General features: G+C 70.8%; 22 protein-coding genes and 4 pseudogenes. 10 read left to right on the top strand and 16 right to left on the bottom strand.

All coding sequences use genetic code 11. The annotated features are described in order from the left end of the window. Positions 1 to 213 precede the first annotated feature (213 nt). The 5 genes and pseudogenes from ACIP4X_RS13210 to ACIP4X_RS13190 all read right to left on the bottom strand — a co-directional run bounded on the left by ACIP4X_RS13210 (position 214) and on the right by ACIP4X_RS13190 (position 5,430). The gene (locus ACIP4X_RS13210) at positions 214 to 1,086 is read right to left on the bottom strand and encodes an ABC transporter substrate-binding protein (RefSeq protein ID WP_391454827.1); all 873 of its coding nucleotides are present in this window, start codon (positions 1,084 to 1,086) and stop codon (positions 214 to 216) included. 105 nt (positions 1,087 to 1,191) lie between these two features. After that, complete coding sequence (locus ACIP4X_RS13205; protein ID WP_391454826.1) at positions 1,192 to 1,947, bottom strand: SDR family oxidoreductase; 756 nt, start codon at positions 1,945 to 1,947, stop codon at positions 1,192 to 1,194. 432 nt (positions 1,948 to 2,379) lie between these two features. Further along, positions 2,380 to 3,716 (bottom strand): annotated as a pseudogene (locus ACIP4X_RS13200) (MFS transporter). Further along, a pseudogene (locus ACIP4X_RS13195) lies at positions 3,713 to 4,144 on the bottom strand (ArsR family transcriptional regulator); the annotation flags it as partial. The pseudogenes ACIP4X_RS13195 and ACIP4X_RS13200, both read right to left, overlap by 4 nt. 833 nt (positions 4,145 to 4,977) lie before the next feature. Further along, positions 4,978 to 5,430, bottom strand: a complete 453-nt coding sequence (locus tag ACIP4X_RS13190) for a hypothetical protein (protein ID WP_358731419.1) — start codon at positions 5,428 to 5,430, stop codon at positions 4,978 to 4,980. A 342-nt stretch (positions 5,431 to 5,772) separates the two neighbouring features. Here ACIP4X_RS13190 and ACIP4X_RS13185 point away from each other — a divergent pair, with 342 nt between their 5' ends. Both ACIP4X_RS13185 and ACIP4X_RS13180 read left to right on the top strand, forming a co-directional pair. Beyond that, a complete protein-coding gene (locus ACIP4X_RS13185) occupies positions 5,773 to 7,074 on the top strand; it encodes a helix-turn-helix transcriptional regulator (RefSeq protein WP_358731416.1) in 1,302 nt (433 codons plus the stop codon). Between the two features lie 239 nt (positions 7,075 to 7,313). Then, a pseudogene (locus ACIP4X_RS13180) lies at positions 7,314 to 7,568 on the top strand (integrase core domain-containing protein); the annotation flags it as partial. Positions 7,569 to 7,678: 110 nt separating this feature from the next. On the opposite strand, the gene ACIP4X_RS13175 reads toward ACIP4X_RS13180, so the two are convergent. The 5 genes from ACIP4X_RS13175 to xylB form a co-directional block, all read right to left on the bottom strand. Continuing rightward, positions 7,679 to 9,202: an aldehyde dehydrogenase family protein gene (locus ACIP4X_RS13175; RefSeq protein WP_358731415.1), complete on the bottom strand. Its 1,524-nt coding sequence runs from the start codon at positions 9,200 to 9,202 to the stop codon at positions 7,679 to 7,681. Between the two features lie 124 nt (positions 9,203 to 9,326). Then, a complete protein-coding gene (locus tag ACIP4X_RS13170; RefSeq protein ID WP_391454825.1) occupies positions 9,327 to 10,640 on the bottom strand; it encodes a GAF domain-containing protein in 1,314 nt (437 codons plus the stop codon). Between the two features lie 48 nt (positions 10,641 to 10,688). Then, on the bottom strand, positions 10,689 to 11,291 hold the full coding sequence (locus ACIP4X_RS13165; protein WP_358731411.1) for a peptidoglycan recognition family protein: 603 nt from the start codon (positions 11,289 to 11,291) through the stop codon (positions 10,689 to 10,691). 554 nt (positions 11,292 to 11,845) lie between these two features. Continuing rightward, the gene (locus tag ACIP4X_RS13160; RefSeq protein ID WP_391454824.1) at positions 11,846 to 13,054 is read right to left on the bottom strand and encodes an ROK family protein; all 1,209 of its coding nucleotides are present in this window, start codon (positions 13,052 to 13,054) and stop codon (positions 11,846 to 11,848) included. A gap of 110 nt (positions 13,055 to 13,164) precedes the next feature. Continuing rightward, on the bottom strand, positions 13,165 to 14,610 hold the full coding sequence (gene xylB, locus ACIP4X_RS13155) for a xylulokinase (protein WP_358731407.1): 1,446 nt from the start codon (positions 14,608 to 14,610) through the stop codon (positions 13,165 to 13,167). Between the two features lie 178 nt (positions 14,611 to 14,788). Here xylB and xylA point away from each other — a divergent pair, with 178 nt between their 5' ends. Further along, a complete protein-coding gene (xylA, locus tag ACIP4X_RS13150) occupies positions 14,789 to 15,955 on the top strand; it encodes a xylose isomerase (RefSeq protein ID WP_391454823.1) in 1,167 nt (388 codons plus the stop codon). Between the two features lie 237 nt (positions 15,956 to 16,192). Continuing rightward, entirely contained in the window at positions 16,193 to 16,375 is a 183-nt protein-coding gene (locus ACIP4X_RS13145) for a hypothetical protein (protein WP_100567433.1), read from the top strand. 156 nt (positions 16,376 to 16,531) lie between these two features. On the opposite strand, the gene ACIP4X_RS13140 is transcribed toward ACIP4X_RS13145, so the two are convergent. The 3 genes from ACIP4X_RS13140 to ACIP4X_RS13130 form a co-directional block, all read right to left on the bottom strand. Further along, a complete protein-coding gene (locus ACIP4X_RS13140; RefSeq protein ID WP_358731404.1) occupies positions 16,532 to 17,410 on the bottom strand; it encodes a hypothetical protein in 879 nt (292 codons plus the stop codon). A gap of 134 nt (positions 17,411 to 17,544) precedes the next feature. Then, on the bottom strand, positions 17,545 to 18,144 hold the full coding sequence (locus ACIP4X_RS13135) for a methyltransferase domain-containing protein (RefSeq protein WP_391454822.1): 600 nt from the start codon (positions 18,142 to 18,144) through the stop codon (positions 17,545 to 17,547). A gap of 176 nt (positions 18,145 to 18,320) precedes the next feature. Continuing rightward, entirely contained in the window at positions 18,321 to 18,749 is a 429-nt protein-coding gene (locus ACIP4X_RS13130; RefSeq protein WP_391454821.1) for a TIGR03618 family F420-dependent PPOX class oxidoreductase, read from the bottom strand. Between the two features lie 95 nt (positions 18,750 to 18,844). Between ACIP4X_RS13130 and ACIP4X_RS13125 the strand changes: the two genes are divergently transcribed. The 4 genes and pseudogenes from ACIP4X_RS13125 (at position 18,845) to ACIP4X_RS13110 (ending at position 22,675) form a co-directional block, all read left to right on the top strand. Then, positions 18,845 to 19,261: a roadblock/LC7 domain-containing protein gene (locus ACIP4X_RS13125; protein ID WP_358731399.1), complete on the top strand. Its 417-nt coding sequence runs from the start codon at positions 18,845 to 18,847 to the stop codon at positions 19,259 to 19,261. Positions 19,262 to 19,387: 126 nt separating this feature from the next. Then, entirely contained in the window at positions 19,388 to 20,437 is a 1,050-nt protein-coding gene (locus tag ACIP4X_RS13120; protein ID WP_391454820.1) for a DUF6397 family protein, read from the top strand. A 1,078-nt stretch (positions 20,438 to 21,515) separates the two neighbouring features. Then, positions 21,516 to 21,710: pseudogene (locus ACIP4X_RS13115) on the top strand (hypothetical protein); the annotation flags it as partial. A gap of 77 nt (positions 21,711 to 21,787) precedes the next feature. Beyond that, positions 21,788 to 22,675: a septum formation family protein gene (locus tag ACIP4X_RS13110; RefSeq protein ID WP_358731395.1), complete on the top strand. Its 888-nt coding sequence runs from the start codon at positions 21,788 to 21,790 to the stop codon at positions 22,673 to 22,675. Positions 22,676 to 22,864: 189 nt separating this feature from the next. On the opposite strand, the gene ACIP4X_RS13105 is transcribed toward ACIP4X_RS13110, so the two are convergent. The 3 genes from ACIP4X_RS13105 to ACIP4X_RS13095 all read right to left on the bottom strand — a co-directional run bounded on the left by ACIP4X_RS13105 (position 22,865) and on the right by ACIP4X_RS13095 (position 24,707). Beyond that, positions 22,865 to 23,488, bottom strand: coding sequence for a hypothetical protein (locus ACIP4X_RS13105; RefSeq protein WP_401348212.1), 624 nt, complete (start codon positions 23,486 to 23,488; stop codon positions 22,865 to 22,867). Positions 23,489 to 23,587: 99 nt separating this feature from the next. Beyond that, positions 23,588 to 24,160 (bottom strand): hypothetical protein, encoded by a 573-nt coding sequence (locus ACIP4X_RS13100; RefSeq protein ID WP_358731392.1) that lies wholly within the window; start codon positions 24,158 to 24,160, stop codon positions 23,588 to 23,590. Then, entirely contained in the window at positions 24,153 to 24,707 is a 555-nt protein-coding gene (locus ACIP4X_RS13095; RefSeq protein WP_358731391.1) for a SigE family RNA polymerase sigma factor, read from the bottom strand. The genes ACIP4X_RS13100 and ACIP4X_RS13095 overlap by 8 nt, the downstream gene beginning before the upstream one ends. A gap of 307 nt (positions 24,708 to 25,014) precedes the next feature. Here ACIP4X_RS13095 and ACIP4X_RS13090 point away from each other — a divergent pair, with 307 nt between their 5' ends. Beyond that, entirely contained in the window at positions 25,015 to 26,142 is a 1,128-nt protein-coding gene (locus tag ACIP4X_RS13090) for a tyrosine-type recombinase/integrase (protein ID WP_391454915.1), read from the top strand. 14 nt (positions 26,143 to 26,156) lie between these two features. Further along, a complete protein-coding gene (locus ACIP4X_RS13085; protein ID WP_401348521.1) occupies positions 26,157 to 26,537 on the top strand; it encodes a helix-turn-helix domain-containing protein in 381 nt (126 codons plus the stop codon). Positions 26,538 to 26,812 lie beyond the last annotated feature (275 nt).

Below are 26,812 nucleotides of genomic sequence, written 5' to 3'. Positions count from 1 at the left end.
CTCACTGCACGGATTCCGAAGAGCTGAGCGCCCTTACGCTCCCAGTAGCTACATACGGTGACAGCGAGCCCTCACAGGCTGAGGAATACGCGACTCTCGATTATGCGAGGTCACCAGTTTCACACCCCCAACTCCTGGCCAACGAGCGGCCGCGGGGGTTTCTGCGTGGGTGATCTCGAGATACTGCCCGCGCAGCGGGGCGTCGCTGGGCCTCTAGGCTGTGGCGGTGCGGTAGAACTCGGCTGCCGTGACGGTGGCGGGGACATCGAGTTCGGCGGCGACCTCGATGATCGCGCTGTCGCCGACCGCGAGGTCGGCTTGGCCGTCGGTGGTGAAGTATGGCGCGATGAACGTCTCGTAGTGGGCTCGGACTTCGTCCTCGGTCTGTCCGCCCAGGAACGTCCGCATGTGCCGCACGGTGGTGTCGGGTTCGTTGTGGATCACCTGCAGGGCGCGCCGGTGGGCTCGTACGACGGCCTGGACCGCGGGGTCGTCCGGGTCGATGTAGGTGGGGTCGACGGCCACACCCACGGTAGGGATCTGGAAGTGGTCGCCAACCCAGGCCGGCACCTGCCAGCCCTGTTCGGCGGCGACTGCCTCGGGCGCCATGGTGCTGCCGACGTAGGCGGCGTCGATCTTGCCCTCGCGGAGTCGGCGCAGGTCCATGCCGTAGTTGCCGGGGGAGCGGACGACGGTGTCGACGTCGCGGTCGGGGTCGAGGCCGGCCTTGCGCAGCACGATCCGGGCGAAGCACCCGGGAGGGGTGTGGGGGGCGTGTACCGCCAGTCGTTGGCCGGCCAGGTCGGTCAGGGAGGTCAGGCCGGGGCGGGCGAGGAACCAGAACAGCGGGTGGTGGGTGTTGACGTTGAGGGCGACCCACGGGATGCCGTCGGTCAGGCGGGAGAGCAGTGCCCGGCCCAGTCCGATGGTGGCGCAGCGGCGCAGCCGTTCGATGTCCCAGGTGCAGCCGTCGCGCAGTGCGACGTGGACGCCCTCGTCGGCGTAGTAGTCCTGCTGGTCGGCGATGTAGGCGGCCAGTTCCTCGTGCAGGCCCCGCCCGACGTAGGCGAGATCGATCCTGTACATGAAGCTGTTCCTCGATCCTGTCATCGCCGCGCCGTCCTGTACGGGCGCGGGACGGCGCGGCGTATGGTGCTGAGGTGACGGTGCGGCGGATATGGGTCGGGCCTGTCAGTCCATCGACATTCCGCCGTCGACCGCGGCTGTGGTGCCGGTCATGAAGGAGTTGTCCTCGTCGGCGTAGAAGGCGACCGCCTGGGCGACGTCGGCCGGGCGTGCCAGGCGGCCCACAGGGGTGAGGGCCATTTGCCGCTGCTTGATCTCCTCGTCGAGCGCGGACCCCATGCGGGTGTCCTCCACCGGGCCGCCTGCGACGATATTGACCGTGATGCCCTGCGGGCCCAGTTCCTGGGCGAGGTAACGGGCGAACTGCTCCAGGGCGGCCTTGGCCGCGCCCAGCGCGATCATGCCCGCCCGGGGTCGGCGGCTGAGGCCGGTGCTGATGTAGACGATGCGTCCCCAGCCCTGTTCGCTCATGGCGGGCAGGACGGCCTTGGTGACCGCGAACGCCGCGTGCATTTCGGCGTCGATCTTGCCGCCCAGCTCCTCCCACGTCATGTCCTGGAACGACTTGACCGCATACGGGATCAGCGCGTTGTGCACGAGCACGTCGATGCCGCCCCATGCCGCCTGGACTTGTTCGATCATGCTCTCGACGGCCGCTGCCTCGCGCACGTCGGCCTGCACGGCCATGGCCTGCCCGCCTGCGGCCTCGATGTCGGCCACGACCTCGTCGGCCGCCTTGGTGTTGCGCAGGTAGTTGACCACCACGCGCATCCCTCGCGCGGCAAGGAGACCCGCGGTGGCCGCACCGATTCCGCTGCTGGCCCCTGTCACCAATGCCACCCGGCCGTCTGCCTCAGTCACGAGCCCACCTCCTGATCATCATCGTGACCGTCGGAATGACCGCCCGGAGTCCTGCGCCGCCGGTGCCGGGGTCGGCAGAGCGGATCGCCCCGTAGCACGGTGTCGACGGTCGCCCGCAGCAGATCCACTGCAGGTCGCCCCTCGCGGCGTAGGGGCTCCAGGACATCCTCGGCGAACCGGAGTGTGGCGGCCTCCTCACACCCACCGACCGGCGCGGCCTGACCCCGCTCTTCTGGTCCCTGGTGCACCCATACGGGGAGGTCAACCTCGGTATGGACGCCGGCCTTGACCTTGCAGCGGTCAAAATTCCAGGCCCCTGGGCGCCGACGGACGCCGTCACCAGCTGGCCGGGCGCGCGTGAGGCATTGCCGACGCCTGTCGGAGCGGTGGCAGAGGGGATGCAACCAGATGCTTCCCGCTTCTCCGTAATCGTTATGTCGTGAGATTCGCACTGGCCGGCTGAACGGCTTCCTCGGATTGCCGATCCTGGGCGTGCCGCTCACCCGCGCGGTCCATCTCGCGCCATTCCGGCCGCAGCCCAGTCAGGTTCGTGGTGAGGAAGTACGCAGCCCCGCCGGCGAGCAGCGCGGGCGCAAGTCCGACGGAGGCCACCCGGCCCCAGCGATCAGGCCGCCGAGAGGGATACCGGCCCAGGCCAGAGAGGCACCGAGCGCGCTGACTCGGCCCAGCATCCGGCGCGGCACTCGCTCGAAGAGTACGGCCCCCAGCACCGGGTTCAGGAATCCCGCCCCGAATCCACTGACGGCGAACACGGCCAATACCGCTCCCATCGGCGCACCGGAGGCGAGAATCAGGAATCTCGGCGCCCCAGCCAGCAGGAATCCGGTGAAGAAAACCACCCGGCGTCGCAGCCGGTGTGCAGCAAACGCAGCAACCAGACTCCCCGCGACCGCCGCGGCTCCCAGCGCGCTGCCCATCAGGCCGATCACAGCCGGACCGTTGCCGGATTCTTGGGCCCAGACGGGCATGAGCACCGTGGTGAACCCCGCATCCAGCAGGTTGGTGATCCCGACCATGACGATGACGGTCAGCAACAACAGTTCGCCACGCAGGAAGGTGAAGCCCTCGCCGAATCGTCGCCAGTAACCCGCTCCCGTCTCCCCGGCCTGGGAGGGGGTTTCTTCGGCTGCACGCCCCATCCCGCGAGGCAGCGCCAGTCCGATGATTACTGATCCGAGAGCGAAGCAACCTGCGTTTACGACAAGCCCCGTCAGGGGGCCGAGCAACGCGACCAGCGCGCCGCCGGCCGCTGGGCCAATGGTGGATGCGAGCCGCTCGGTTACACCGGACAGACCGGCGGCCCTCTCCAACGGCACGCCGCCGCGCTCGGCCGCCTCCGGGACCATGACCTCTTTGGCCAGGTCGCCGGGGCCGCGCACAGCGCCGATCAGCGCGACCAGGGCCAGCAGAAGTGGAAGGGACAGTAGATCCAAGGCGTGAAACAGGGGGACTGCAGCCGCGGCGGTTGCGCTGGCCAGATCAGTGGTCCAGGAAACGGCCCGCGGGCCGATCCGGTCTACCAGCGGCCCGGTGAACGCCTTGACCGTCACGTAGGGGGCCATCTCGCAGAAGGCGACCAGTCCGGTCTGGGTGGCGCTGCCGGTCGTGACGAGCACGAACCAGGGCAGCGCGACGGCAGAGACCCGAGTACCGGTCAGCGACACGGCCATAGCCGCCAAGACGTCGCTCAGTGGTCGTGAGGACCGTTGGCCGGGTATGCCGTCGGCGCCAGCGACGTCTTCCGTCATGACGTCTCCGTCCCTGTCGCTTTCCGAGGGCCGGAAGGAGCCGCCGACGTGGCGGGCACATCCAGCTCAGGCAGAACGTGCGTGATAACGCCGACCCGCTCAGCTCCCTTGGGGGCACTTGCTGCCGCCTCCGGGGTATCCGGCCGGCAGCGGGCGACGACGTCCCTCAAATCCTGGTGCAGGGCGGCCGTCTCCTCGGGCGTGAGCCGCAGAGCCCAGTCGTTCATGTCGAGGCTGTCCCGCCACGTGCCGGGCATCGTCTGAAGCTCATTGAGCGTCTGCTGCACGCGAAGTGTGTAGGTGGCGGCGACCGAGTGCAGGTAGGCCAGCGCGGCCTCGGGTTCCTGGAGGGCCAGATCCGGGTCGTTGAACCACGTCGATTGATGCAACGAACGCCACCAGCGCTCTTGCGCGTTGCCGCGTTTGGTGCGCCTCCTCGGCCTCCGACCTCGTCAGGGGCATGTCGAGACGGCGCCGCTCCTCCGTCTGCGCCTCGTGCACGGCCTCCGGCTCGCGCGACGCCCAGAGGCGCGGCCGCTCCTGCTGCGGGCGCGGTGCGTACCGGTCCAGCCCCAAGGGCCGGTAAGGTCGGCGCGCTTGGCTTCCCGTGCCAGCTCGGCCTCCGCCGCGATCCGCGCGGCCTCGCGGCGCCGCTCCTGCTCGTGCAGCTCGGCCTGGCGGTCGTGCAGGACCGCCGGGGGCGGCGGGGGTGGCCATGCTGCGGGTCCGCTCGGATACCGCGATCGGGACGTGGTCCCACCTCGTGACGTGGTCGGCCTGGGCGACGGCCCTCCGGCGCCCGCCGTGGGCGTTCCGCCGGGCGTTGAAAAGGCGCCAAAGCCTCCACGCGGTCAGGCGGCCCGCGTCGTCCACCCCGGCCACGCTGCTGGACAGCAGCTCGACCAACTCGTACTCGGTGGCGCGGCGCAGCGCGATCCGGACCGTGCGCTGCGGGTCAGTCCACGCGGAAGCCGCCTGCCAGCGTCCGAGCTCGTCCCAATGCCCGGAGGACAAAAGAACCTTTCCGTAGCCTAGTTGAGCCCACCAGGCGTGCCACGCGCGCCGCAAGACCCTGTCTGCCACGGCGCTGGGGACGTCACCGGACAGGACCGCGGGCTTCTTTCCAGGCGCCGCGTCAGTAATCCCGCCCGGCTGATACCCGAGGCAGGCCTGACACGCGCATTCCCCCCGCTTCGCACAGCCGCCTGCCCGGGCCGCTGCCTCGCATCGGCAACGCGGTGGCCCGGGCAGGAGTGCCGCGCTACTTGCGGAGGCTCTTCGTGTCGATGCGGAAGACCTGATGGCCGCGGTTCACATCGACGAAGAGCTTCACCTTCCCCGAGCCGAAGGTCAAAGTGACGACGGCCTCGGTGTTGCGGCCGATGCTGCCGTTGTCGGCGACCTTCCAGGCGAGCGGCACGTTCTGGGCGCGCAGGACGCCGTTGGCGTGGTTCTTCGCCTCCCAGGCGTTCAGCTTCTTCTGGAAGTCGGCGGTGAGGTAGTGGCTGCGCAGGGCCTTCCCGAGGTGGCCGCTGTCCTCGTCGATCAGCGCGTCGATGTAGGCGCCGTAGAAGTCGGCGACGCGGGTGAGGTTGTCGGACGGCTTGCCGCTGACGCTGCGCGGGGTCCCGGCGGAGGCCTGGACGGCGGTGCCAAGACCGAGGGCGACGGTGAGGCCGCCGGCGACGAGAGCGGTGCGGGTCTTACTGTTCATGTCTGTTCTCCGTTTCCGAATGGTCGAATGGCCGAATGGCCCAATGGCGGGGCGCTGCTGCGGAGGTCGGTTCCGGGCCGCCCCCCCCCGGCCCCGTGACGGGAGGAGGGCTCGTACGAGACCCTGACAACGCATGAGTGCAGTGCACGCGTCTCGGACGCCGCCTGCCGCCAGTTGGCCGGTCCGGCTCTGGTCGGTGCGACACCCAGAGCATCGGCGGTCACCGCAGCGCCGCGCAACGACTGACGCCCTCTTGGCGACGGTGGAACCATCCCAGCCCATCTGACGTGCAGGTATGTGAGTGCCTGGAATGCGGGATCGCAGACGGACAGCGGGGGAACAGTGCCGATTCGAGACGATGCTGAGGAGTTCGCGGCGCTGCTGCGCCGGCTGAAGGACCGCACGGACCGCAGCTACGGTTCCCTGGCCCGCCGCCTGGCCATGAACACCTCCACACTGCACCGGTACTGCGCGGGCGAGGCGGTGCCTCAGGACTTCGCGCCCGTGGAGCGGCTCGCGGCCTTCTGCGGGGCGACACCGCAGGAGCGGCTCGAACTGCACCGGCTGTGGCTGTCGGCGGTGGCGGCTCGGCAGCGGGCGCGTACGGCCGCTTCGGCACCGTCACCCGCAGCGGTCCCGGACCGGGCGCTCGCCGAGGAGAGCAGCCCCGCGGAGCAGCCCGGGAACGATCCCGACCCGGACAGGCCCGTCCCCTCACCCCCTCCGCGCCCCCGGTACCGCCGCCGGCGGATCCTGGCGTCCACCGCTGCCGCCTGCGCACTGCTCGCCGCAGCGGGCAGCGTGTCCACCCTGTCGGGCGGCCACTTACTTGAGGCGGACGCCTCCGGCTCCGCCGACCGGAGGACGACCGCCCCCGCACCCCAACCTCCGGCGAAACCGTCAGCCACCGCCTCCCCCTCCGCCTCCCGGAGGTCCGCGCCGCCCGACCCCCCGCAGAAGGCCCCCGCCCCGTCCGCCACCGGCAGCGGTCCCGCCTCGGCCGCGAAGCCGGCCACCGGCCTGCCCCTCACCTGGAGCGCCGACTCCCAGGTCTGGGACATGGGCTGCAGCTACGACTACGTCATCGACAAGCCGCCCGCACAGGTGCCTGCACCGCCGGTGCAGCAGGACGCCGGGGCGTGGGCGGCGAGGCAGGGCGCGGTACCCGGGCGGCAGACATTGGTGCAGGTCACGGTGCAGGGGCGGTCGTCCACGGCCGTGGTACTGGAGGCGCTGCGCGTCCGCATCGCCGACCGCGGTGACCCGGCCGTCGGGAACGCGTACGCCATGGACCAGGGCTGCGGCAGCGATCTGACACCCCGCCACTTCACCGTGGACCTCGATGCCGACCGCCCTGTCATCCGTGCGAGGAGCGGCAGCGACACAGGACACGCCATCGCGGCCGTGGACTTCCCGTACCGCGTCTCCGCCGAGGACGCGGAGGTGCTGCTGGTCGTCGCGGCGACACAGCTCTACGACGCCCGCTGGTACCTCGAACTCGACTGGTCCTCCCAGGGCCGCACCGGCACGATCCGCATCGACGACCACGGCCACCCGTTCCGCACCACCAGCATCAAGGGAGCACCGCACTACTGGTACGGCAACCGCGCAGGCAAGCGTGCCTGGGTCCCGTACGACGGCTGAAGACCTTCGTTCGGATCGCCCGGTGGACCAGAGGAAGATGGCGGCGACGTGAAGCCCATCTCCCACGCCTACGACGGGCCGGCGAAGATCCTGGCGGGGTTGCGCTCACACGACGCTCAGGCGGTCGATCGGCCGGCCGCTGCCCAGGTTCAGAACCGCAGCCCCAAGGACCACCCCGAGTTGGAGGGGGACCGCGAGAACGCCGACGGCTGCGCCCCGGGCATCGAACTCGCCCAACACAGCACAAGATCGCCGGATCGACAGGCAGAGTCGGGGCGGCAGGCGACAACGCGGCCATGGAGTCCTTCTTCAGCCTGCTGCAGAAGAACGTCCTCGACCGCCGCACGTGGGCCACCCGCCAGGAACTGCGGATCGCCATCGTGACCTGGATCGAGAGGACCTACCACCGACGCCGCAGACAAGCCTCACTCGGCCGGCTGACCCCCGTCGAATTCGAAACCGTCATGACCGTCCCGGCCCTCCGCGCCGCGTGACCGAACCTGTCACCCAACCCTGCATCAGACCCTTGAGTCGGTTGCTGAGAGTGTGTCTGGTGTTGGGTTGCCTGGAGGGTAACGGTGCCTCCAGGCAACCCCTTGAGGCTCTAGAAGAAACCGAGTTTCTGAGGGCTGTAGGAACAAAGAATGTTCTTCGTCTGCTGGTAGTGGTCCAGCATCATCTTGTGGGTCTCGCGGCCGATTCCGGACTGCTTGTAGCCGCCGAAGGCGGAGTGCGCGGGGTAGGCGTGGTAGCAGTTGGTCCAGACGCGGCCCGCCTGGATGGCGCGGCCAGCGCGGTACGCGGTACCGGTGTCCCGGGTCCACACGCCCGCGCCGAGCCCGTACAGCGTGTCGTTCGCGATCTTGATGGCGTCGTCGAAGTCGTCGAAGGACGTCACCGAGACCACCGGGCCGAAGATCTCCTCCTGGAAGATCCGCATCCGGTTGTCGCCCTCGAAGATGGTCGGCTGGACGTAGTAGCCGCCCTTCAACTCGCCCTCGTGCTCGATGCGTTCCCCGCCCGTCAGGACGCGCGCACCCTCCTGCCGCCCGATGTCCAGATAGGAGAGGATCTTCTCCAACTGGTCGTTCGAGGCCTGGGCCCCGATCATGGTGTCCGTGTCGAGGGGGTGGCCCGTCGTGATGAGCTCGGTGCGGGCGACCGCCGCCTCGACGAACTCGGCGTAGTGACCGCGCTGGATCAGCGCCCGGGACGGACAGGTGCACACCTCGCCCTGGTTGAGCGCGAACATCGTGAAGCCCTCGAGCGCCTTGTCACGGAAGTCGTCGTCCGCCGCCGAGACGTCGTCGAAGAAGATGTTCGGCGATTTGCCGCCGAGCTCCAGCGTGACCGGCTTGATGTTCTCGGCGGCGTACTGCATGATCAGCCGCCCCGTCGTCGTCTCGCCCGTGAACGCCACCTTCGCCACTCGCGGGCTGGAGGCGAGTGGCTTGCCCGCCTCCACACCGAAGCCGTTGACGATGTTCAGCACCCCGGGCGGCAGCAGGTCGGAGACGAGGCTCAGCCAGTAGTGGATCGAGGCCGGGGTCTGCTCGGCGGGCTTGAGCACCACCGCGTTGCCCGCGGCGAGCGCGGGCGCCAGCTTCCAGGTCGCCATCAGGATCGGGAAGTTCCACGGGATGATCTGCGCGACCACCCCGAGCGGCTCGTGGAAGTGGTACGCCACCGTGTCGTTGTCGATCTCCCCGAGCGACCCCTCCTGCGCCCTGATCGCGCCCGCGAAGTAGCGGAAGTGGTCGATGGCCAGCGGGATGTCGGCCGCCAGCGTCTCGCGGACCGGCTTGCCGTTCTCCCAGCTCTCGGCGACCGCCAGGGATTCGAGGTTGGCCTCCATGCGGTCGGCGATCTTCAGCAGGATGCCGGAACGTTCGGTCACGGAGGCGCGCCCCCAGCCCGGGGCGGCCGCGTGCGCCGCGTCCAGCGCCCGCTCGACGTCCTCCGCCGTTCCGCGCGCGACCTCCGTGAACGGCTGCCCGTTCACCGGCGAGGGGTTCTCGAAGTACTGCCCGCGGGCCGGCGGCACGTACTCGCCGCCGATGAAGTGGTCGTAGCGCGTCTGGTAGGAGACGATCGCGCCCTCGGTGCCGGGCGCCGCGTAACGGGTCATCCTGGTCTGCCTCCCTCAGCAGCGCTGTCCACCGTTGGACAGCTCTCGGCGCGAGACTAGACACGGCGACGTTGCAAGGACGTTGCGGAACGGGCCACCGATGGGTGGTGGGGGCCCGAAGCGGTCAGCGGGGTGCCGGACCGTGCCAGCCGGGCGGCGCCGCCAACTCCGCCTCGAGCGCGGCGAGCCGGGCCCGGGCCGTCGCGGTCGGCTGCACGGCGACGAGGGCCCGCCACACGTCCAGGTCGTCCTCGCCCCACGGCGTGTGCACCCAGTCGGCCAGCAGGTCGGGGGCGCGACGGGCGATCAGCGCGCTCCGCATTCCGTCGGCGAGACGCCGGCGCAGCCGCACCACCGCCGGCGCCTGTGAGCCGGGCAGCAGTGGACCGGAGTAGGCCGCGGCGGCCGCCGCGACCGCCCCTGTCTCCAACCGGTGCTGGACGGCCGCCGCGTCCGAGCCGACCGGAACGGTCAGCCGGTACGGTCGTGAGGCGAGCACCCCCGTACCGAGCACCCTGCGCAGCCGGGCCAGTTCGGCCCGCAGCGTCACCGGCGTCACCGACTCGTCCTCGTACAGCGCGCACAGCAACTGGTCCCCGGTCAGCCCCTCCGGATGACCGGCCAGCAGCACCATGATCTCGCTGTGCCGACGGCTCAGCCGAACACCGCGGCCACCGACCACCAGCCGGGCCTCGTCCCTGCCGAGCGCGGTCAACTCCGCCGCGTCGGCGGCGGGCCGACGCGGGGCGAGCAGCGCCAGCTCGGACTCGGCGGCCCGCGCCACCGCCCGCACGAAACCGAGGCTGTGCGGGTGCGCGAGCCCGTGCCCACCGGTGATGTCCACCGCGCCGAGCACCTCTCCCGTGCGCGGATCGTGGACCGGGGCCGCCGCGCACGTCCAGGGCTGGACGCGCCGGATGAAGTGCTCGGCCGCGAACACCTGCACCGGGCGGTCCAGCGCGACCGCCGTGCCCGGCGCGTTCGTCCCGACCGAGGTCTCCGACCAGCGCGCGCCTGGCACGAAGTTCATCCGGTCCGCCTTGCGCCGCGTTCCCGGATGCCCCTCCACCCACAGCAGCCTGCCGTGAGCGTCGCACACCGCGAGCAGATGCTCCCCGTCGGCGGCGTACGTGCCCAGCAGCTCCCGGAACAGGGGCATCACCGGCGCCAGCGGATGCTCCGCCCTGTAGGTGCCGAGGTCACCGTCGCCGAGTTCCACACTCGCGGTGCCGTCCGGCCCGACACCCGCCCGCGCGGAACGCCGCCACGAGTCGGCCACCACCGGACGCACCGGACGCGGCACCGTGCCCACCGCGGTGAACGTCTCGTGCGCCCGGCGCAGGGCCCGGACACGCTCGGCAGGGTCGGCTCCCGGTTCCAGGGCCACCCACGGATCGGTCAATGCGGCCTCCCCGGACGGCGATGCGGCTGTGGACATCGTCACTCCCGGTGCGCGACGGGACAACCTTTTCGCCCGGGCTCTCCGTCAGGCGAAGTTCACGAGTCTGATGTAGCGCACCCAGTCCCAGTTGGGCCCCGGATCGGTATGGTCCGTGCCCGGAACCTCATAGTGCCCGATGATGTGCGCGCGGTCCTTGGGGATGCGGTATCGGTCGCAGATCGCCGCGGTGAGCCTGGCCGACTCCTCGTACAGCGCGTTGGTGAAGAAGGCGGGCTTGTCCACCCAGCCCTCGTGCTCGATGCCGATGCTGCGGGTGTTGTAGTCCCAGTTCCCGGCGTGCCAGGCGACGTCCGACTCGCGGACGCACTGCGCGACCTGCCCGTCGGCGGACCGGACGACATAGTGAGCGGACACCTCCTTCTTCGGGTTCTGGAAGATCGCCAGGGTGCTGGCGTACGTCTCCTGGGTGACGTGGATGACCACCCGGTCCACCGAGTAGCTCGTGGGCCGGCTGGACGCCGTGTAGTTGGAGCTGCTGGCCGGCTGCCACTCGGCCTCCGGGTAGTCGACTGCCTGGGGCTGAGCGTCGACCCGCGTGGCGGGAAGCAAGGCATAGGGGACGACGGCCAGGGCGGCACCCTTGAGCAGATGGCGTCGGCTGGGGAGGAGCGGTCGTGCCCGGTCCATGGGCGGTGGCCTTTCTGTTGTGTGTGGGGGAGTGGTGCGGGTGTCGTGGGGAGGGGCGGGAGGCCGCTGGGCCGTCCGTGAGGAGGTGGGTGGTTCGGTCGGTGAGTGGGGGAGTTCGTACGGCCCGCGGCGAGTCTCGCTCACCGACGGCCGCTCCTCGTGGAGCGTGGCCATGCACGCGGAGTCGGTGTCACACGGATCGGTCAACGGGCGCTGGTCGGCCCGGGTGGCAGACCGGCCGGCAGCCCGCCTGCCGAACAGTGGTCAGGCGCGGGTCACTTCACCGGGTCGAGCCGGGCTATTCGGAAGGCGGCAAGCGCCCGACGTGTCGAACCGGTGGGCCTGACGTGCCTGTCCGGGACAGCTGGTGTTTCCCCCGTCATGAGAACCCCTTCATCACCCGAGATCCGCCGGCGACCCGACTCGACGGCGGCACCTCGTGTGAATCACGGTACGGGGCTCGCGTGTTGGGCAGAAGAGACTGGCGGGGTTCGGTGGACGCCCGGGGAATTGTGGAAAACTTCGCCACTCGATCGAGTGAAGTGGGCCTGAGATCAGACGCGTTCGGCCACGGCCGCCGGGTCGTCGAGGACGGACCGCACCACCGCGTGCGCGGCGCCCAGCAGCGGTCCCTCGGGGCCCAGCCGGGACACGGACACCGGACAGGCGGCACCCGCGGTCCGGCTCGCCAACTCGGCCTCCAGGGAGGGCAGGAGCCAGGGCGCGAGTGCGGACAGGGCACCGCCCAGCACGACGCTCCGAGGGTCGAGCAGGTTGACGGCGCCGGTCAGCGCGACGCCCAGCGCCCTGCCGGCATCCCGCAGCGCCCGCCGTACGTCCTCGTCGCCCGCGGCGGCGCGGGTCGCCAGCAGTCCGACCCGGCCTTCGCCCGGCTCAAGGCCGGCCGCCCGCAGCACGGCTTCCTCTCCCGCGTACTGCTCCAGGCAGCCGCGCCCGCCGCACGGGCACGCGGGCCCCTCCGGTTCGACCGGCACATGCCCCAGCTCGCCCGCGAAACCGCGCGTTCCGCGCAGCAGCCGCCCGTCGACCACCACGGCGGCACCGATGCCGATCTCCGCCGACACATGCAGGAAGTCACGCGGTGTGTCCTCGCCGAGCCAGAGTTCCGCGAGTCCGCCGAAGTTCGCCTCGTTGTCCACCGTCAGGGGCAGTCCGGGCGGCAGCAGGACGCCGAGATCGGTGTCGTTCCAGTCGAGGTTCGGGGCACGCACGACCGTACGACCGTCCCGTGCGACCAGTCCCGGCACCGCGACCGAGAGCCCCGCGGCCCACAGGTCCTGCCGCTCCGCCTCGGCGACGACCTGGCGTATCAGTGCGGTGAGTTCGCTCGCCACCGGTTCGGGGGAGCGGCCCCGGTTCGTTCCATGACGTACCGCCCGCGCCCGCACCTGGCCGCGCAGATCGACCACGCAGGCCGCGAGGTGGTCGACCCCGACCTCCGCGCCGACCCCGGCGGGGCCGTGCCCGCTGACGGCCAGCGCCGAACCGGGGCGGCCCACCCGGCCGGGCCGCTCGGGTCCCAGCTCATCCAGCAGTCCGGCCCGGACGAGTTCGTCGACGAGGGTGGACACCGCGGCACGGGTCAGTCCGATGCGTGAGGCGACCGCCGCCCGTGACAGCGGCCCCTCGTCGCGGACGGTGTGCATGACCCGGGCGAGGTTGCGGCGGCGCATGCCCTGCTGGGTGTCGGGCAGCGTGCGCCCCGGACCGGCGGAGTGGGCCTCGTGCAGCGGTGCGGTCATGCCTCCGTCGTCCTCGGTGTCGTTCTTGGTCGGTGTCCGCCGGCGCTCCGCGCCGAACGGTGCGGTGCGGGCGGACGGCCGCGGGACGGCCGTCCGCCCGTCGGCGGCCGTCAGGGGGTCCGCGTCCCGCGCTCCAGCAGCGGTGCCGCATCGGAGAGTACCCCGGAGATCCTGTTCAAGGTCGCCTCGTCGCGCTCCACCGCCTCGAGCACCGGGCCGTCGGCCGTGCGCCAGCGGCGGGCGACCGCGGCCGGATCCTCGCCGGTGAGCAGCCCCGCGGCCTGCGCCGCGGCGCCCAGCGCGACCAGCTCTCGGGCCTCGGGGATCTGTACCGGCCGCCCGGACAGGCGCCGCACGGTCTGCTGCCAGGCCGCGCCCCGGGCGCCGCCGCCGATCAGCAGCAGCGGGGTGGTGCGGTCGGCGTCCTGGTCGAGCACCAGGTCCAGCGCGCCGAGCAGGGCGTGCACGGCGCCGTCGTAGGCGGCCTGAAGCAACTGTCCGGGCGTGGTGTCGTGGCGCAGCCCGTGCAGCAGCCCGGAGGCGTTCGGCAGGTTCGGGGTGCGTTCGCCGTCCAGGTAGGGGAGCAGTGTGACGGACGTACCGGGTTCCACGGCCTCGCGGTCCAGACCGAGCAGAGCGGCGACCCGGTCCACGGCGAGCGTGCAGTTGAGAGTGCAGGCCAGCGGCAGCCAGTCACCGCGCGCGTCGGCGAAACCCGCCACCGTGCCCGTCGGGTCGGCCGACCGGTGGCGGGACACCGCGTACACCGTGCCGGAGGTGCCGAGACTCAGCACCGGTGTGCCCGGTCGCAGCCCCAGGCCCAGCGCGGCGGCGGCGTTGTCACCGGTGCCGGCCGCCACCAGCGTGCCCTTGGAGAACGGCAGGCCATGGCTGTCGCGCACGGTCCCCGCCACCTCGCCCGGGCGCACCACCCGGGGCAGCAGCGCCGGATCGAGCCCCACATGGGCCAGGGTCTCCTCGTCGTACGCCTCGGTCGTGGACGCCCACCAGCCGGTGCCCGAGGCGTCCCCCCGGTCGGTCGTGCCCTCACCCGTCAGATGCTGGGTGAGGTAGTCGTGCGGCAGGCGCACCGCCGCCGTCGACCGCGCCGCATCCGGCTCGTGCTCGGCGAGCCAGGCCCACTTCGTGACCGTGAAGGAGGCTCCCGGCACGCTGCCCGTGCGCTCCGCCCAGGCCTTCGGGCCGCCCAGTTCCTCGACGAGACGGCGGGCCTGCGGCGCCGAGCGTACGTCGTTCCACAGCAGCGCCGGCCGCACCGGGGCGCCCTGCGCGTCCAGAGTCACGAGGCCGTGCTGCTGGCCGGCGATCGACACGGCGGCGGCCTCGTGCGCCGCCTCCCCGCACTGCTGGAGCGCCGCGCACAAGGCGTTCCACCACTGGCGCGGGTCGCTCTCGCGGCCGTCGCCGGACGAGACGGTGTGCGGCGCCTGCCCGCTCGCCACGACCTGCCCGGTGGCCGCGTCGACGACGAGCACCTTGGTGGACTGCGTGGACGAATCCACACCGACGACGAGCGGACCCTCGGCTGCTGACATCGGCTCTCCCTCTTTCCGCGGCTCGCGGTATCTGACCTGCGGTTCTTTTGGTGTACACGGCCCGGCGACGCGGGTGTCGTCCCGGTCGGGGCCCTTGTTCCCTTCCCAGGGACGCGTCGGCATACTAATTTGTAAATCGCCATGACGAAATAGTCGCAAGCGAGCAAGGAGCCGCGGCATGAGCTACCAGCCCACCCCCGAGGACAGGTTCACCTTCGGCCTGTGGACCGTCGGCTGGCAGGGACGGGACCCGTTCGGCGATGCCACGCGCCGTGCCCTCGACCCGGTCGAGACGGTGCAGCGCCTGGCCGAACTCGGCGCACACGGCGTGACCTTCCACGACGACGACCTGATCCCCTTCGGCGCCTCCGACACCGAGCGCGAGTCGCACATCAAGCGCTTCCGGCAGGCGCTCGACGCGACCGGCATGACCGTGCCGATGGCCACCACGAACCTCTTCACCCACCCCGTCTTCAAGGACGGCGCGTTCACGGCGAACGACCGCGACGTGCGCCGCTACGCGCTGCGCAAGACGATCCGCAACATCGACCTGGCCGTCGAACTCGGCGCGAAGACGTACGTGGCCTGGGGCGGCCGCGAGGGTGCCGAGTCCGGCGGGGCCAAGGACGTGCGGGCAGCGCTGGACCGGATGAAGGAGGCGTTCGACCTCCTCGGCGAGTACGTCACCTCCCAGGGCTACGACATCCGCTTCGCCATCGAGCCCAAGCCGAACGAGCCGCGCGGCGACATCCTGCTGCCCACCGTCGGCCACGCGCTCGCGTTCATCGAGCGCCTGGAGCGCCCGGAGCTGTACGGCGTCAACCCCGAGGTCGGCCACGAGCAGATGGCCGGGCTCAACTTCCCGCACGGCATCGCCCAGGCGCTGTGGGCGGACAAGCTCTTCCACATCGACCTCAACGGCCAGTCCGGCATCAAGTACGACCAGGACCTGCGCTTCGGCGCCGGTGACCTGCGCGCCGCCTTCTGGCTGGTCGACCTGCTGGAGAGCGCCGGCTACGAGGGCCCGCGCCACTTCGACTTCAAGCCGCCGCGGACCGAGGACCTGGACGGCGTGTGGGCCTCGGCCGCCGGCTGCATGCGCAACTACCTCATCCTCAGGGAGCGTTCGGCCGCCTTCCGGGCCGACCCGGAGGTCCAGGAGGCCCTGCGCGCTTCCCGGCTCGACGAGCTGGTGCAGCCCACGGCGGCGGACGGCCTCGAGGCGCTCCTGGCCGACCGCTCGGCCTTCGAGGACTTCGACGTCGAGGCGGCCGCCGCGCGCGGGATGGCCTTCGAGCGGCTCGACCAGCTCGCGATGGACCACCTGCTGGGTGCGCGCGGCTGACGCGGAGGCCTCCGGCTTCTGGGCACACACACGCGCGTGTGTGCCCAGAAGAGTCCGCACGCGTGTGAGTGAGCCTCGCTCGTCCGGCGCTCGCTCCTCCTTCAGAATGGAGAGCGGCCACGGCGCGACCAGTAGGGGTGCGCCTCAGGGGCGTCTCAGGGTCGCGGTCCGGAACCGCCGGGAGCACGGGCCCGTTCTCACAGCAGAGAGCGGCAGTGGCCGCGAAGGAGGCGACAGATGTCGAAGAACGCGAAGATCGCCGCTGGTGGAGTGGCGGTCGGGCTCATTCTGCTGATCTGGCTGCCCTGGTGGGTCGCCGTCCTGATAGTGCTCGGAGTCCCGGCCGCCGCATACCTGGCCCTGGACCCCTCGCAGCGACGCCGGCTGCGCCGTGTCACCCGCAAGGAGCTCGGCCGCTGAAGCGCTCCCGTCCCCGCCGGCTCCTACCAGGGGCGCAGGAGCCGGCCACATCGCCGCTCGCAGGCCGACGGTCCGGTCCACGGGCGTCCGGACATCGCGCTGAACCCACGCCACCAGCGTCGGACTCCGGCGGTCGTCCCCTCTGAGGACAGGGGCTCAGAGGGGACGTACCGCCAGCTTGTCGAGGGCTTCCAGCAGGCCCGGAAGCTCCGGCCCACGACCGATCGGCAGGACTTCGCCGGGCTCGTCGTCGAGGAGCACGAAGGCGATGTCGTCGGTGCGGGCCACCATCGACCAGCCCGGACCGTCGGCCCGCAGGGTACGCGCGTCGCCGGGCGCGAAGGACGACCGGACCCGGCCCAGCGGCGGCGGCGCGTCCACGTACGCGCGTGCCTCCGCCAGCACGCGCCGGATGCCGCTGTGGCTCGGAGAGGCACTGCCACCCGTTCCGTCCGCCGGTTCGCCGGTCCCGTGGGCCGACGCGCTCGACGGATCGTCGCCGTCCGCGGCGCGGGCGCTGTCTGCGGGAGCGAGGAACTCCACGTCGTCGAGCTGCTCGCGCCACACCGCCCACTGCAGCGCGATCTCGTCGGCGCCCAGACGGCGCTGGGCAGGTCCCCAGACACCGGTGTCGGGCGGGGACAGCGGGGTCCCGCCGGAGGACTCCGGGTCCGGGTCGTGCGGCGCGGGCACGCCGGGAGCCGCCACGGCAAGGGCCAGGGGCCAGCCCGGCAGGGCGGCGACGACGCTGTGCTCGTCGGGCGACAGGTCGTACTCCATTCCGCAGTCCCAGGACGCGATGGCCACGGCGACCAGCGACACGTCGTCGACGGCGACCGTCCACCGCGCCCCGTCACCGTCCTGGCCGAGCACCAGGCCGTACCCGTCGGCGAGCGGTGCCAGGCCGAGCGCCGCACAGGCCTCCGGGTAGTCGTCCCCCAGGACGCTCGGAAACTGCGCAGGCGTCAGCAGTACCGCCGTGAGCACATACAGAGCGTCGTCCGCGGTGGCGACCTCCTCTTCCGTCCCGGCCATCCCAGCCTCCCCATCGGTTCGTCCAACGGCGCGCACCCTAGTGCGAGGGCAAGGCCGTTGTCACGACTCCCGTGCACACTCGGACCTGCGGTTCCTCACCCGGAGACCGTGGGGCCGGTGAGGCCGGACGGCGGTCAGTCCTCGCGTACGGCCAATGCCATGAAGCGGGCGTCCTCGTCGACGTAGGAGGTCATGCGCCATCCCGAACCGGCGAGGAGCGGGCGGAGGGTGGGTTCCGCACGCAGGTCGTCCGGCGTGATCCGCCGGCCCTGACGCGCGGCGAGCGCCGCACGGCCGATCGGATGGAAGAGCGCCAGCGTGCCGCCGGGACGTACAACGCGCCGCAACTCGCGAAGGTTCTCCGCGGGGCGAGGCAGGTGAGCGATGAGGCCCGCCGCGAACACGGCGTCGAAAGACCCCGACACGAGTGGCAGCGCGCCCACATCCGCGAGTAGCAGCAGTCCTTCCCTGTCCCGCCCGGCCCTCACGGCGGCCTCCACCATGGCCCACGTCAGATCGGCGCCTACGACGACGCCGGAAGCGCCCACGGCCGCGCGCAGAGGGGGCATGGCGCGCCCCGTGCCGCAGCCGGCGTCGAGGACGCGGTCGCCCTCGTGCAGGCCGAGCTCGGCGACCGCGGCCGCATAGGCGGGACCATCGTCCGGGAACCGGTTGTCCCAGTCGGCGGCGCGGGCGGTGAAGAACTCCTGGACACGTGTGTGGTCGTCGCTCATGTTCCGCATGATCCCCCACCGGGGCGGACGGATCCCGGGGATGCGGATGCTCGTCGGGCTGGTCGAGTGCACCGGGCGGATCGCGGGATCGCACCACCCGGCTCCTCGACTCCACGTGCCGAAGGCGACCGGCCGCATACGACCCGACCCGCGGGAGCCCCTCCGCCGCCGTCCGGTCAGTCGGCGATATCCCTCATCGCCATCACCTTGTCGACCCTGACCCTGACCAGGACTTCGCCCGGCACGCCGTTGCGGGCTCCGAACTCCTCGCCGCGCTCCTCGCCCATGTACCGGCTGCCGATGCGGGTGGCCCACTGCCGGAGTTCGTCGAGGTCCTCCGAGAGCCGGGCGCGGCCCTGCAGCACCACGAACGTGAACGGCGGCCGTTCGTCGTCCACGCACAGGGCGACCCGGTCGTCACGGGCCAGATTTCGCCCCTTCACGGTCTCCTTGCCGGTGTTGAACACCACGTCGTCGCCGTCGAGCAGGAACCAGATCGGCGCGACATGAGGGCTCCCATCGGCCCGTACGGTCGACAGCTTGCCGGTGCGGGTGCCGTAAGAGACGAAAGCCCGCCATTCCTCATCGGTCATCTTTTGTGCCATGGCGCCCATCCTCCTTGCCGGGACAGTGGCGGTGGGGAAGGCTGGCGGCAGATCCTCCGGTCTGGGGGGAAGAGATCACACGGGGAGACCGCATCATGGCGCAGAACCAGACATTGAGCTGGCTGCTCGACGATCTGACTCAACGCGTGGAGCACGTACACCACGCCTTAGTACTGTCCACCGACGGACTGGTGACGGGGACGAGTACGGGGCTGCGACGCGAGGACGCGGAACATCTCGCGGCTGTCTCGTCCGGCCTGCACAGCCTGGCCAAGGGCTCGGGACGCCACTTCGGGGCGGGCGGGGTACGCCAGACGATGGTCGAGTTCGACGACGCGGTGCTGTTCGTCACCGCCGCAGGAGGGGGCAGCTGCCTGTGCGTCCTCAGCGGAGCGGAGGTCGACATCGGCCAGATCGCCTACGAGATGACCCTGCTCGTCAACCGGGTCGGCGAGCACCTCGACGTCGTGGACGCCCGCCGGCCTGAACGGACGTCGTCGCCAGACCTCTGACCTGCTCTTTCGCTGTTCCCTCGCGGAGTTATCCACAGGCTCGTGCCGTCGATCCCGTCACCGGCTACCGTTTTTCGCAGGTGATCGCAAACGGCGCGATCCCGACACTCCACGGGGGAGACCAGTATGTCCGGCAACACCGTCACGCATGAGGTCACGTCAACTGTTCCGACGGCTGCCACCATGGGCCGAGCACCTTTCTCACAGAGCCGGGCGGCTCGCGAACTGGGCCTCAAACGCGGCGAGTTCGACTTGGCCGTGCACCTCGGCCACATCCGCACCCGTGTCGCTGAGGGAGGAAACAGCCGGCAGGTCGACCGCTCCGAGGTCGAACGGCTGCGTGGGGAGGAGGACTTTCCGGAGGCGCTGCGCAAGAGGGTGGCGACCGTGGGGACCAGGGAGGGCTCGGCGATCATGGAGGTGACCGTCGCCCGGTTCACCCGTCTGGCCAGGCTGGGCCTCCTGGTTCCGGTGGCCTTCCACCTCAACCGCTACCGGGCCGTGGTCTGGCGGTACCTGGCCGACGAACTGTGCGAGTTCGCCGGCGACGCGAAGAACGCCCCGCTGCTGAGTCGACCCCTGCCGGAAAGGCTGCGGGGCCAGTTGGACACCGGCCTGGACCTGCGCCCCCGCAACTGGCGCGGACGGCACCTGGGCTTCCTGCTGGGTCAGGCCGGTGATCCGTGGGAGCGGGCGGGCGCCCTGGCCTCGTTGCTCGACCTGATCCAGATCTCCGAGATCGTCACCGACCCCTACGAGCGTTCCCATCTGAGCCGCTTCCGGCCTCCACCACCCGCCCATGGCACTCCCGGTTCGCCGGCCGCCCACCTGACCGAGCGGATCACGACGGCGCAGGACCCCGACGAGATCGGCCTGCTCCGAGCAGACCTGGAGCGGGCGGTGCGGGAGGCACGCATCCAGCGGGCCGCGCCACGCCCGGCCTCACGACACCCCGACCCGCATCCGCACCACGACGACTCACACCGGCATCCGGACATGCACCGGCATCCGGACACCCACCGACATCGGGACGCACATCGGGACACGGACGCACACCCGCGCTCGGCACGGCACCGGTGTCCGCCCGCGGCCGAGCATTGCGAACGGCGCCGTCCCGTCGAAATCTCCCGGCCGGCACGCGGCCTGCTCGGCAGGCTCTTCCGCAGAGCCACCTGAGTCGCGCCCGCCGGCCCCTGACCGTCCGACGGACCGATGCGGCGAGAGCGCGCCCGTCCGCCTGCACCGCGCGGAACAGGTCTCGGGCCCGAGCCCGGAAGTACGCGAGTCCGTGGACCGACAGATGCAGGGAGTCCGGGACCGGCTGGTCCACGATCGCCGCCGCCTCCACGTGCTTGCCCATCTCGGTTCGGGCGCGCAGCAGCGTGGCGACGGGCGCGTAGGCGAAATGGCTCCGCCGTGGATCGGGCAGCCCCTCCAGAGCATCGAGTGCATGCTCCTCGGCACCTTCGAGGTCTCCCAGCCGCAGCAGTCCCTGCGCCTTCATCGCCGAGAACAGCGCTTGCCAGCCCGGAGCTTGCAGGCGCAGCGACTGGTCCAGGAACACCCGGCACCAGTGCACACTCCGGGCTGCCTTCTCCGAGCAGGTCAGGGCGATGAGCGCCTGCACGATCGGCGGGATCGTCGCGGGCGTCAGCGTGGTTGCCTGCAGAAATCGCTCGAGGTCCATGGTGTTGGCGTCGAAGGACACATAGGAGTGTGCCTCGCCCAGCTCGTCGAGTTGCGTGGAGTGGTCGGACCGCGGTACGAGCGGAGCGCCCGCCGTGGGCTCGGGAGAGGCGCCCCACGCGGTGCGCGCATGCCCGGACCCGAGGCCGGCCGTGGAGAGCCGTTTCCGCATCTCTGCGGCGTCGGCGATGCGTCCCTGTGCCGTGAGCAGGTGGAGCAGGGGCAGGATCTGCGCGGCCGGCACCGGATGGGCGCGTACCGCTTCCGTCGCTTCGCAGAGGTACCGCTCGGACAGCCCCGGGTCGACGCGCCACAGGATGGTGGACAGCCGAAGCTTGATGGCCACTTGCTTCTGCGCGTCGGCACACAGGTCGTGCGCCAGCTCGAGCAGGGCGGAGGCACGGCAGATGTCCTCCTCCCTCACGGCGTTCTCCGCTCCGGCTCGCAAGACGCCCTCGGCCCAAGGCGGTGCGTCCTCGAGAAGCCCGTTCTCGTAGGAGTCGAGGAGGTGCTGGGCCACCTCGTTCGCGTCGGCGTCACTCTCGTACCGGAGCTCGGCCGCGGTCCGGCCGACGTGCTGGACGCGGCCCTGCGGCCGGTGCGGGACGGAGGCGGCGGCGAACTGTACATCGCGGGTGCGCAGTTGGCCCGCGGCTACCACGACCGTCCGGGGCTGACCGCCGAGCAGTTCACCGCCGACCCGTTCGAGCCACCCGGCTCCCGCGTGTACCGCACCGGTGACCTGGTGCGCTGGAACCGCGAGAGCCTCGCACAACCGGGCCACAGGAATGGCATACGATGCGCGCGGACCTCAAGATCACATAAGAGGATGTGCACGTCATGGCAATCCGCGCCCCGCATCGTTCCCTTCGCGGCATATCCGCCGTCGCTGCCCTGCTCGCGATCGGCGCGGTGGGATGCTCGGACGTCTCCGACGCCGTCGACAGCGTCAAGGACGGCGCGAAGAAGGCGGCTCGCCAGCGCTCGGTGTTCTCGCTGGACATCGGTGACTGCTACAACCCGACAGGCAAGGCCGAGGGGACGGCGTACGCCGTCGAGATCGTGCCCTGCGGCGAGGCGCACAAGGGCCAGGTCGTCGGCGAGTTCGCGATCGACAAGGGCAAGGAGTACCCCGGCGACGACGGGGTCTCGACGATCGCGGACAACCGCTGCCCGGTCGAGGCGCAGAAGTACGCCCCGGACACCTGGGCGCTCCCCAAGGGCGTCGCCCTCTTCTACTACACCCCGACCAAGGAGAGCTGGGCGACGGGTGACCGCGCGGTGAGCTGCACCTACACCGCGGAGAAGGGCACGTTCAGCGGCTCGCTGGACACCGCGAAGTCCCTCAAGCCCGAGCAGACCACGTACCTCAAGGGTTCGAACGCGGTCTATGAGGCCCTGTGGGCGAACCAGCCCGAGAAGGACACCGTCGAGGACGACCTGGTCGGCTACAAGGTGCAGGCCAAGGCCGTCGCGGCCGCCCTCGACGCACACGTCAAGGGCCTGGGCGGCATCGAGGGCACCGAGGTCGGCAAGCTCCGCGCGACGCTGACGAAGGCGGCCGGGAACTGGAAGAAGGCCGCGAACGCCGCCGACGCCGACGCGTTCTACATCGCCTACAGCCCGGCGTTCACCGACATCGACCCGAACAAGTCGGTCGCCGCCCGCAAGGAACTGGGCCTGGCCACCTCCGTCCCGGCCGACGATGCCGAGGTCTGGGCGGACTGAGGCTCCGTCGGGTGGCGGGGCCGTGTCCGTCAAGGGCCCGGCCCCCTCTTCCCGGTGCCGCATCAGGTTCGGCGGGTCGGTGGACGAGGAGGGGGCCTTGGCGGACACGAGGAACGAGGTTTTGTATCGAACCGGGCATGGCTGACCGGCGAGCAGCCGGCCTCCCTCATGGACGCGCTCGGCCATCCCCTACGAGGTGTACAGCGACTGCAACCTGGTCACCCGGCCCTTCCCGTCGAAGCTGAGGTCGTACCCCAGCCCCGAGCGGGAGGAGCTCGGCTCGGCCATCAGCCGGTTGACGAACTCGGTCTGGGAGTAGGGGTAGGGGTGGGAGCTGTCGCCCAGCGGGACCGACAGCAGCACCCGGGCGTCTGTGGCCATGAGCACTGTGGTGTAGGGCCCTTCACCGGGGACGATCAGCCACGCCTCGTGCGGGTCTGTGACGGCCACCTTCCGGGCCGTCCGCACTGACAGGTAGGTCCGCCCGCCGCTGATCCAGCCCTCACGTATCTGCATGAACTGCTTGGTACCGGCCCAGCGTGTCGTGCCGGCCGAGGCGGTGTCGCCGCTGGGCGCGGTGGGCGCGGTCGTCGCGGTGGGCGGGGTCGTCGTAGTAGCCGGGACCGTCGCGGTGGGCGGGGTCGTCGCGGCGGCCTGTCCGGACGCCGACGCTGAAGCCGTCACCGGTGTTGCCGGGGCAGCGACGTCCGCCTGCCCGTCGCCTCCCTTGCCGGTGCATGCGGTCAGGGCGAGAGCGGTCAGGGCGAGAGAGGTCAGGGAAAGGGCACTGGTTCGGCGGCGAGAAGTGAGCACGGCAAGGTCCCATCGGATCAGATGCAGTCGGGATACATGAGCTCTACGCTCTGGGCCGCCTCTGGGTTGCACTTCGATGCCGTGAATGCGGCGGCGGCCTCAGTCGGTCTCCCGCAAGGACTCCACCCGGCCCTCGCTGTTGTAGTCGATCGCGAACATCCACCGCGGCCCGGCAGCCAGCCGGCTCACCAACTGGTCCAGCTGCATATCCGCAGGGGACCCGCCGGAGAGTTGCCGGGCTTCCACCAGCGTCCCCTGCGGCAGGGTCAGCGTGTGCACCACACCCGTGGGCACCGTGGTCCCCCGGACGGTACGGAGCTGCTCGACGGTGACCCGCACCATGTCGCCCTCCGCCACCGCGCCGTACACGTAGCCCAGTTCACTGGCGTACTCCTCGCCCGGTGCGGGCGACGGCGGCACGAAGCCTGAAACGGTCGGCGCCGGCGCGATCGCGGCCGGCTCCGACACCCGGCCGACTCGGACCAGCGACAGACCGCCCACCACCACAGCGACGGCCAGCAGCGCCCCGCCGAACGCCACGGCTGCCCGTCGGCGGCGCATGCGCTGCTCACCACGGGCCCGCACCCGGTGCGCGGCAAGCGGCATCACCTGCTGCCGGCCCGACTCTGCGAGTCCGGCCAGGTTCCGCTCCAGTTCTGTCCTGTCAACCATGCCTCACCTCCGGCAGCCGGGTCGTCCGCACATCGAGGTCCGTATCGGCCAGCAGACGTGCCAGCGCGGCCCGTCCGCGGTGCAGGTGCGCCTTGACCGTGCCGACGGGGCAACCGGTCTCAGCAGCCACCTGCTCCACCGTCAGGTCACACAGATGATGCAACACCACCGCCCGCCGCTGCGCCTCGGGGATCCGCCGCAGTGCCTGGACCAGCAGCACGTGGTGCGGTTCCGGCGGCGGTACGGCGGCGGGCGGACCCTGCCGCCGGGCGAAGGCCAGCGCGGTGCGCGCCCGCCGCCACCGACTGACCGCCAGCCGCCAGGCCACCGTGCGCACCCACGCTTCGGGGGCACCGTTCAGGTCCAACTCGGACCAGCGTTCCCAGGCCCGGGCGAATGCCTCCTGCACCACGTCCTGAGACTCAGCCAGGTCACCTGTCATCGCGTACAACTGGCCGACGAGCCGGCCGACGCTCGCGGTGTAGAAGGCGTCAAAATCACGCTCGTCCACACCGCGCCCCGGCACATTCTGTGGTGGTGGTCGCATACCCCTACTCACGCTGAACGGTGGCCGCGCGGCTCCAGTGGAGTCTCCCCCGTGATCCTGGACGACGGCCAGACGGTGGACGTCACCGCGTCACTCTGGTTGGGGGCGTCCCACAGGAGGCCGACTCGGTGAGGTGGAAGGTATATCCAAGTCAGTCTTAGTGGAGTACGCGCGGGTTTCCGTCGGACGATCGACGACCACAAAGCCGCATCTCAGCAGGTAGACCACCACATTCTCCCGCCTCAACCTCCGATGTGAGATCTCCGCAGTAACTCTCGTGCGTCCCGTGCCGGAGTCGGCCGTGCCGGTGAACCCGGCTTCGGTGTCGGTCGAGACCGGACTCGCGGACGTCGTCACGCTCCAGCGGCGCCGCCAAGCCCGCATGTCCGCGGACGACGAGGAGAGCTTCTTCCTCGACACGCTCTCGGAGTACCAGTGGGCGCGCGACGCGGCTGGCCTGGCGCCGACGACGCTCGACGGGCTGATCAAGCCGGTGATCGAAGTCTGTGAGTACTACGGTACGGTCCCCTGGCAGCTGACACCCCGGGAGGTCGACAAGTACTTCGCGGGCCCCGGCAAGCGGGCACAGTCGACACTGCGCGGAAAGATCAACAAGATCGACGCGTACTTCGTCTTCCTCGAGCAACGGTACGCGGGTGAGATCATGCGCCGCTTCGGAGCCACCGTCGAGTCTCCGATCGACCCGTTCAACCGGCCGCGCCACCGAGGGGACTTCGGGCTACGCATCCCGCCGTCCCGGACTGCGATGAAGGACTTCTTCGCCCGCTGGCGCGAGGAGTTGCCGAACGCACGGAAGTACGCGGTCGCCTGCCGCGACTACGTGATGACGAAGATCGCCTACCTGTCGGGAGTGCGGGCGGCAGAACTGTGCGGAGTCTGCCTCGGCGACATCCACTGGGAGCACGGCCGGTGGGGCCGGTTCGTCGTCCTCGGTAAGGGCGCCCACGGCTCCGGCCCTCGCCCGCGGGAGGCGTACCTCTTCCAGGAGGGCCGTGCCCTGCTGTGGTGGTACATCGAGGAGATCCGGGGCGAGTTCGGGGACGACGCCGAGCATCCGCGGGCGCCGCTGTGGCCCTCAGAGCGCAAGCCGAAGGAGATCGCCGACCTGAACGTTCCGATCGCGCCGGCGATCGTGCGCTCCACGTTCCGAAAGGCGTTGCACACTGCGGCCTCGCACTCCCTCACGGGTCCGGTCACCGATCTGTTTCCGCACCTGCTACGGCACGCCTGCGCGACCCACAACTACGAGCGTTGGATGACACTTTGGGAGATCCAGAAGGTTCTCGGGCGCGACTGGGCGACGACGACTCTTCGGTACATGGCGACCGCTCACGCTGACCCAGAGCTCGCGAATCTGGCGGCCAGCTCCCGGGCGGCCCAGCGACTGGTGGTGGACAAGGGGAACCTTCGGTGAAGTGGAATCCGCGGATGGTGGCCGCCCAGCGGGACCTGTGGCGGCCGACCGAGGTGCTGGCAGCCTTTCAGCAGGCCGGGTTCAACCCGTCGCTGAGCAAGGTGGCGGCGCTGTGGAGCGGTACGCCGGTGACGGTGCGCCTCGATGACCTGGACAAGATGTGCGCCGCACTGAATTGCTCGGTCGCCGACCGGCAAGGGCGGGCCGTTCGAGGCGTTCCCGGTCGGCGACGGCCAGGCGCCCGACTACGACGAGCGACGGCCCGCTCTGCACACGAGCCGCGGACAGGAAGCGCTGTTCACCAGCCGGCGCGACTGGGCCCCGGTGTTGGCCCGGCTGCGGAGTATGCCTTCGGGCGAGCCGCCGCTGACCGAGACTGCCCAGTGCCTTCTTGAGGAGTTCACCCGCCATCGACCGGGGCAGCGGACGGACTACCGGAAGAACACCCGCACGCTCACGATCCTCCTGTACTGGCTCGGCGCCGAGACGGCCGTGTTCGAACGCGACGTGCACGACCTCGCCCGGATCGACGTGAACCTCGCTGCCAAGCCCGTCTGCCAGTTCCTGCGCGCCCGGGGTCTGCTGGTGGAGGACCCCGACCTGCGTCGGGACGCGAATCTGGCGTGGATCGAGTCGACCCTCACCGCCCTGCCGGAGACGGTCGCGAGTG

It is taken from the genome of Streptomyces sp. NPDC088817, assembly GCF_044750345.1.
GTDB lineage: Bacteria > Actinomycetota > Actinomycetes > Streptomycetales > Streptomycetaceae > Streptomyces.
This window is presented reverse-complemented; position numbering and strand designations above follow the sequence as displayed.

Bases quoted from the DNA above. Each gene is read 5' to 3' on its own strand.
- ACIP4X_RS13100 (WP_358731392.1), bottom strand. From the start codon at position 24,160: ATGGTTGACAGGACAGAACTGGAGCGGAACCTGGCCGGACTCGCAGAG.
- ACIP4X_RS13120 (WP_391454820.1), top strand. From the start codon at position 19,388: ATGTCCGGCAACACCGTCACGCATGAGGTCACGTCAACTGTTCCGACG.
- ACIP4X_RS13110 (WP_358731395.1), top strand. From the start codon at position 21,788: ATGGCAATCCGCGCCCCGCATCGTTCCCTTCGCGGCATATCCGCCGTC.
- ACIP4X_RS13125 (WP_358731399.1), top strand. From the start codon at position 18,845: ATGGCGCAGAACCAGACATTGAGCTGGCTGCTCGACGATCTGACTCAA.
- ACIP4X_RS13170 (WP_391454825.1), bottom strand. From the start codon at position 10,640: ATGTCCACAGCCGCATCGCCGTCCGGGGAGGCCGCATTGACCGATCCG.
- ACIP4X_RS13190 (WP_358731419.1), bottom strand. From the start codon at position 5,430: ATGAACAGTAAGACCCGCACCGCTCTCGTCGCCGGCGGCCTCACCGTC.
- xylA (WP_391454823.1), top strand. From the start codon at position 14,789: ATGAGCTACCAGCCCACCCCCGAGGACAGGTTCACCTTCGGCCTGTGG.
- ACIP4X_RS13095 (WP_358731391.1), bottom strand. From the start codon at position 24,707: ATGCGACCACCACCACAGAATGTGCCGGGGCGCGGTGTGGACGAGCGT.
- ACIP4X_RS13145 (WP_100567433.1), top strand. From the start codon at position 16,193: ATGTCGAAGAACGCGAAGATCGCCGCTGGTGGAGTGGCGGTCGGGCTC.
- ACIP4X_RS13130 (WP_391454821.1), bottom strand. From the start codon at position 18,749: ATGGCACAAAAGATGACCGATGAGGAATGGCGGGCTTTCGTCTCTTAC.
- ACIP4X_RS13140 (WP_358731404.1), bottom strand. From the start codon at position 17,410: ATGGCCGGGACGGAAGAGGAGGTCGCCACCGCGGACGACGCTCTGTAT.
- ACIP4X_RS13085 (WP_401348521.1), top strand. From the start codon at position 26,157: ATGGTGGCCGCCCAGCGGGACCTGTGGCGGCCGACCGAGGTGCTGGCA.
- ACIP4X_RS13175 (WP_358731415.1), bottom strand. From the start codon at position 9,202: ATGACCCGTTACGCGGCGCCCGGCACCGAGGGCGCGATCGTCTCCTAC.
- ACIP4X_RS13210 (WP_391454827.1), bottom strand. From the start codon at position 1,086: ATGTACAGGATCGATCTCGCCTACGTCGGGCGGGGCCTGCACGAGGAA.
- xylB (WP_358731407.1), bottom strand. From the start codon at position 14,610: ATGTCAGCAGCCGAGGGTCCGCTCGTCGTCGGTGTGGATTCGTCCACG.
- ACIP4X_RS13135 (WP_391454822.1), bottom strand. From the start codon at position 18,144: ATGAGCGACGACCACACACGTGTCCAGGAGTTCTTCACCGCCCGCGCC.
- ACIP4X_RS13160 (WP_391454824.1), bottom strand. From the start codon at position 13,054: ATGACCGCACCGCTGCACGAGGCCCACTCCGCCGGTCCGGGGCGCACG.
- ACIP4X_RS13165 (WP_358731411.1), bottom strand. From the start codon at position 11,291: ATGGACCGGGCACGACCGCTCCTCCCCAGCCGACGCCATCTGCTCAAG.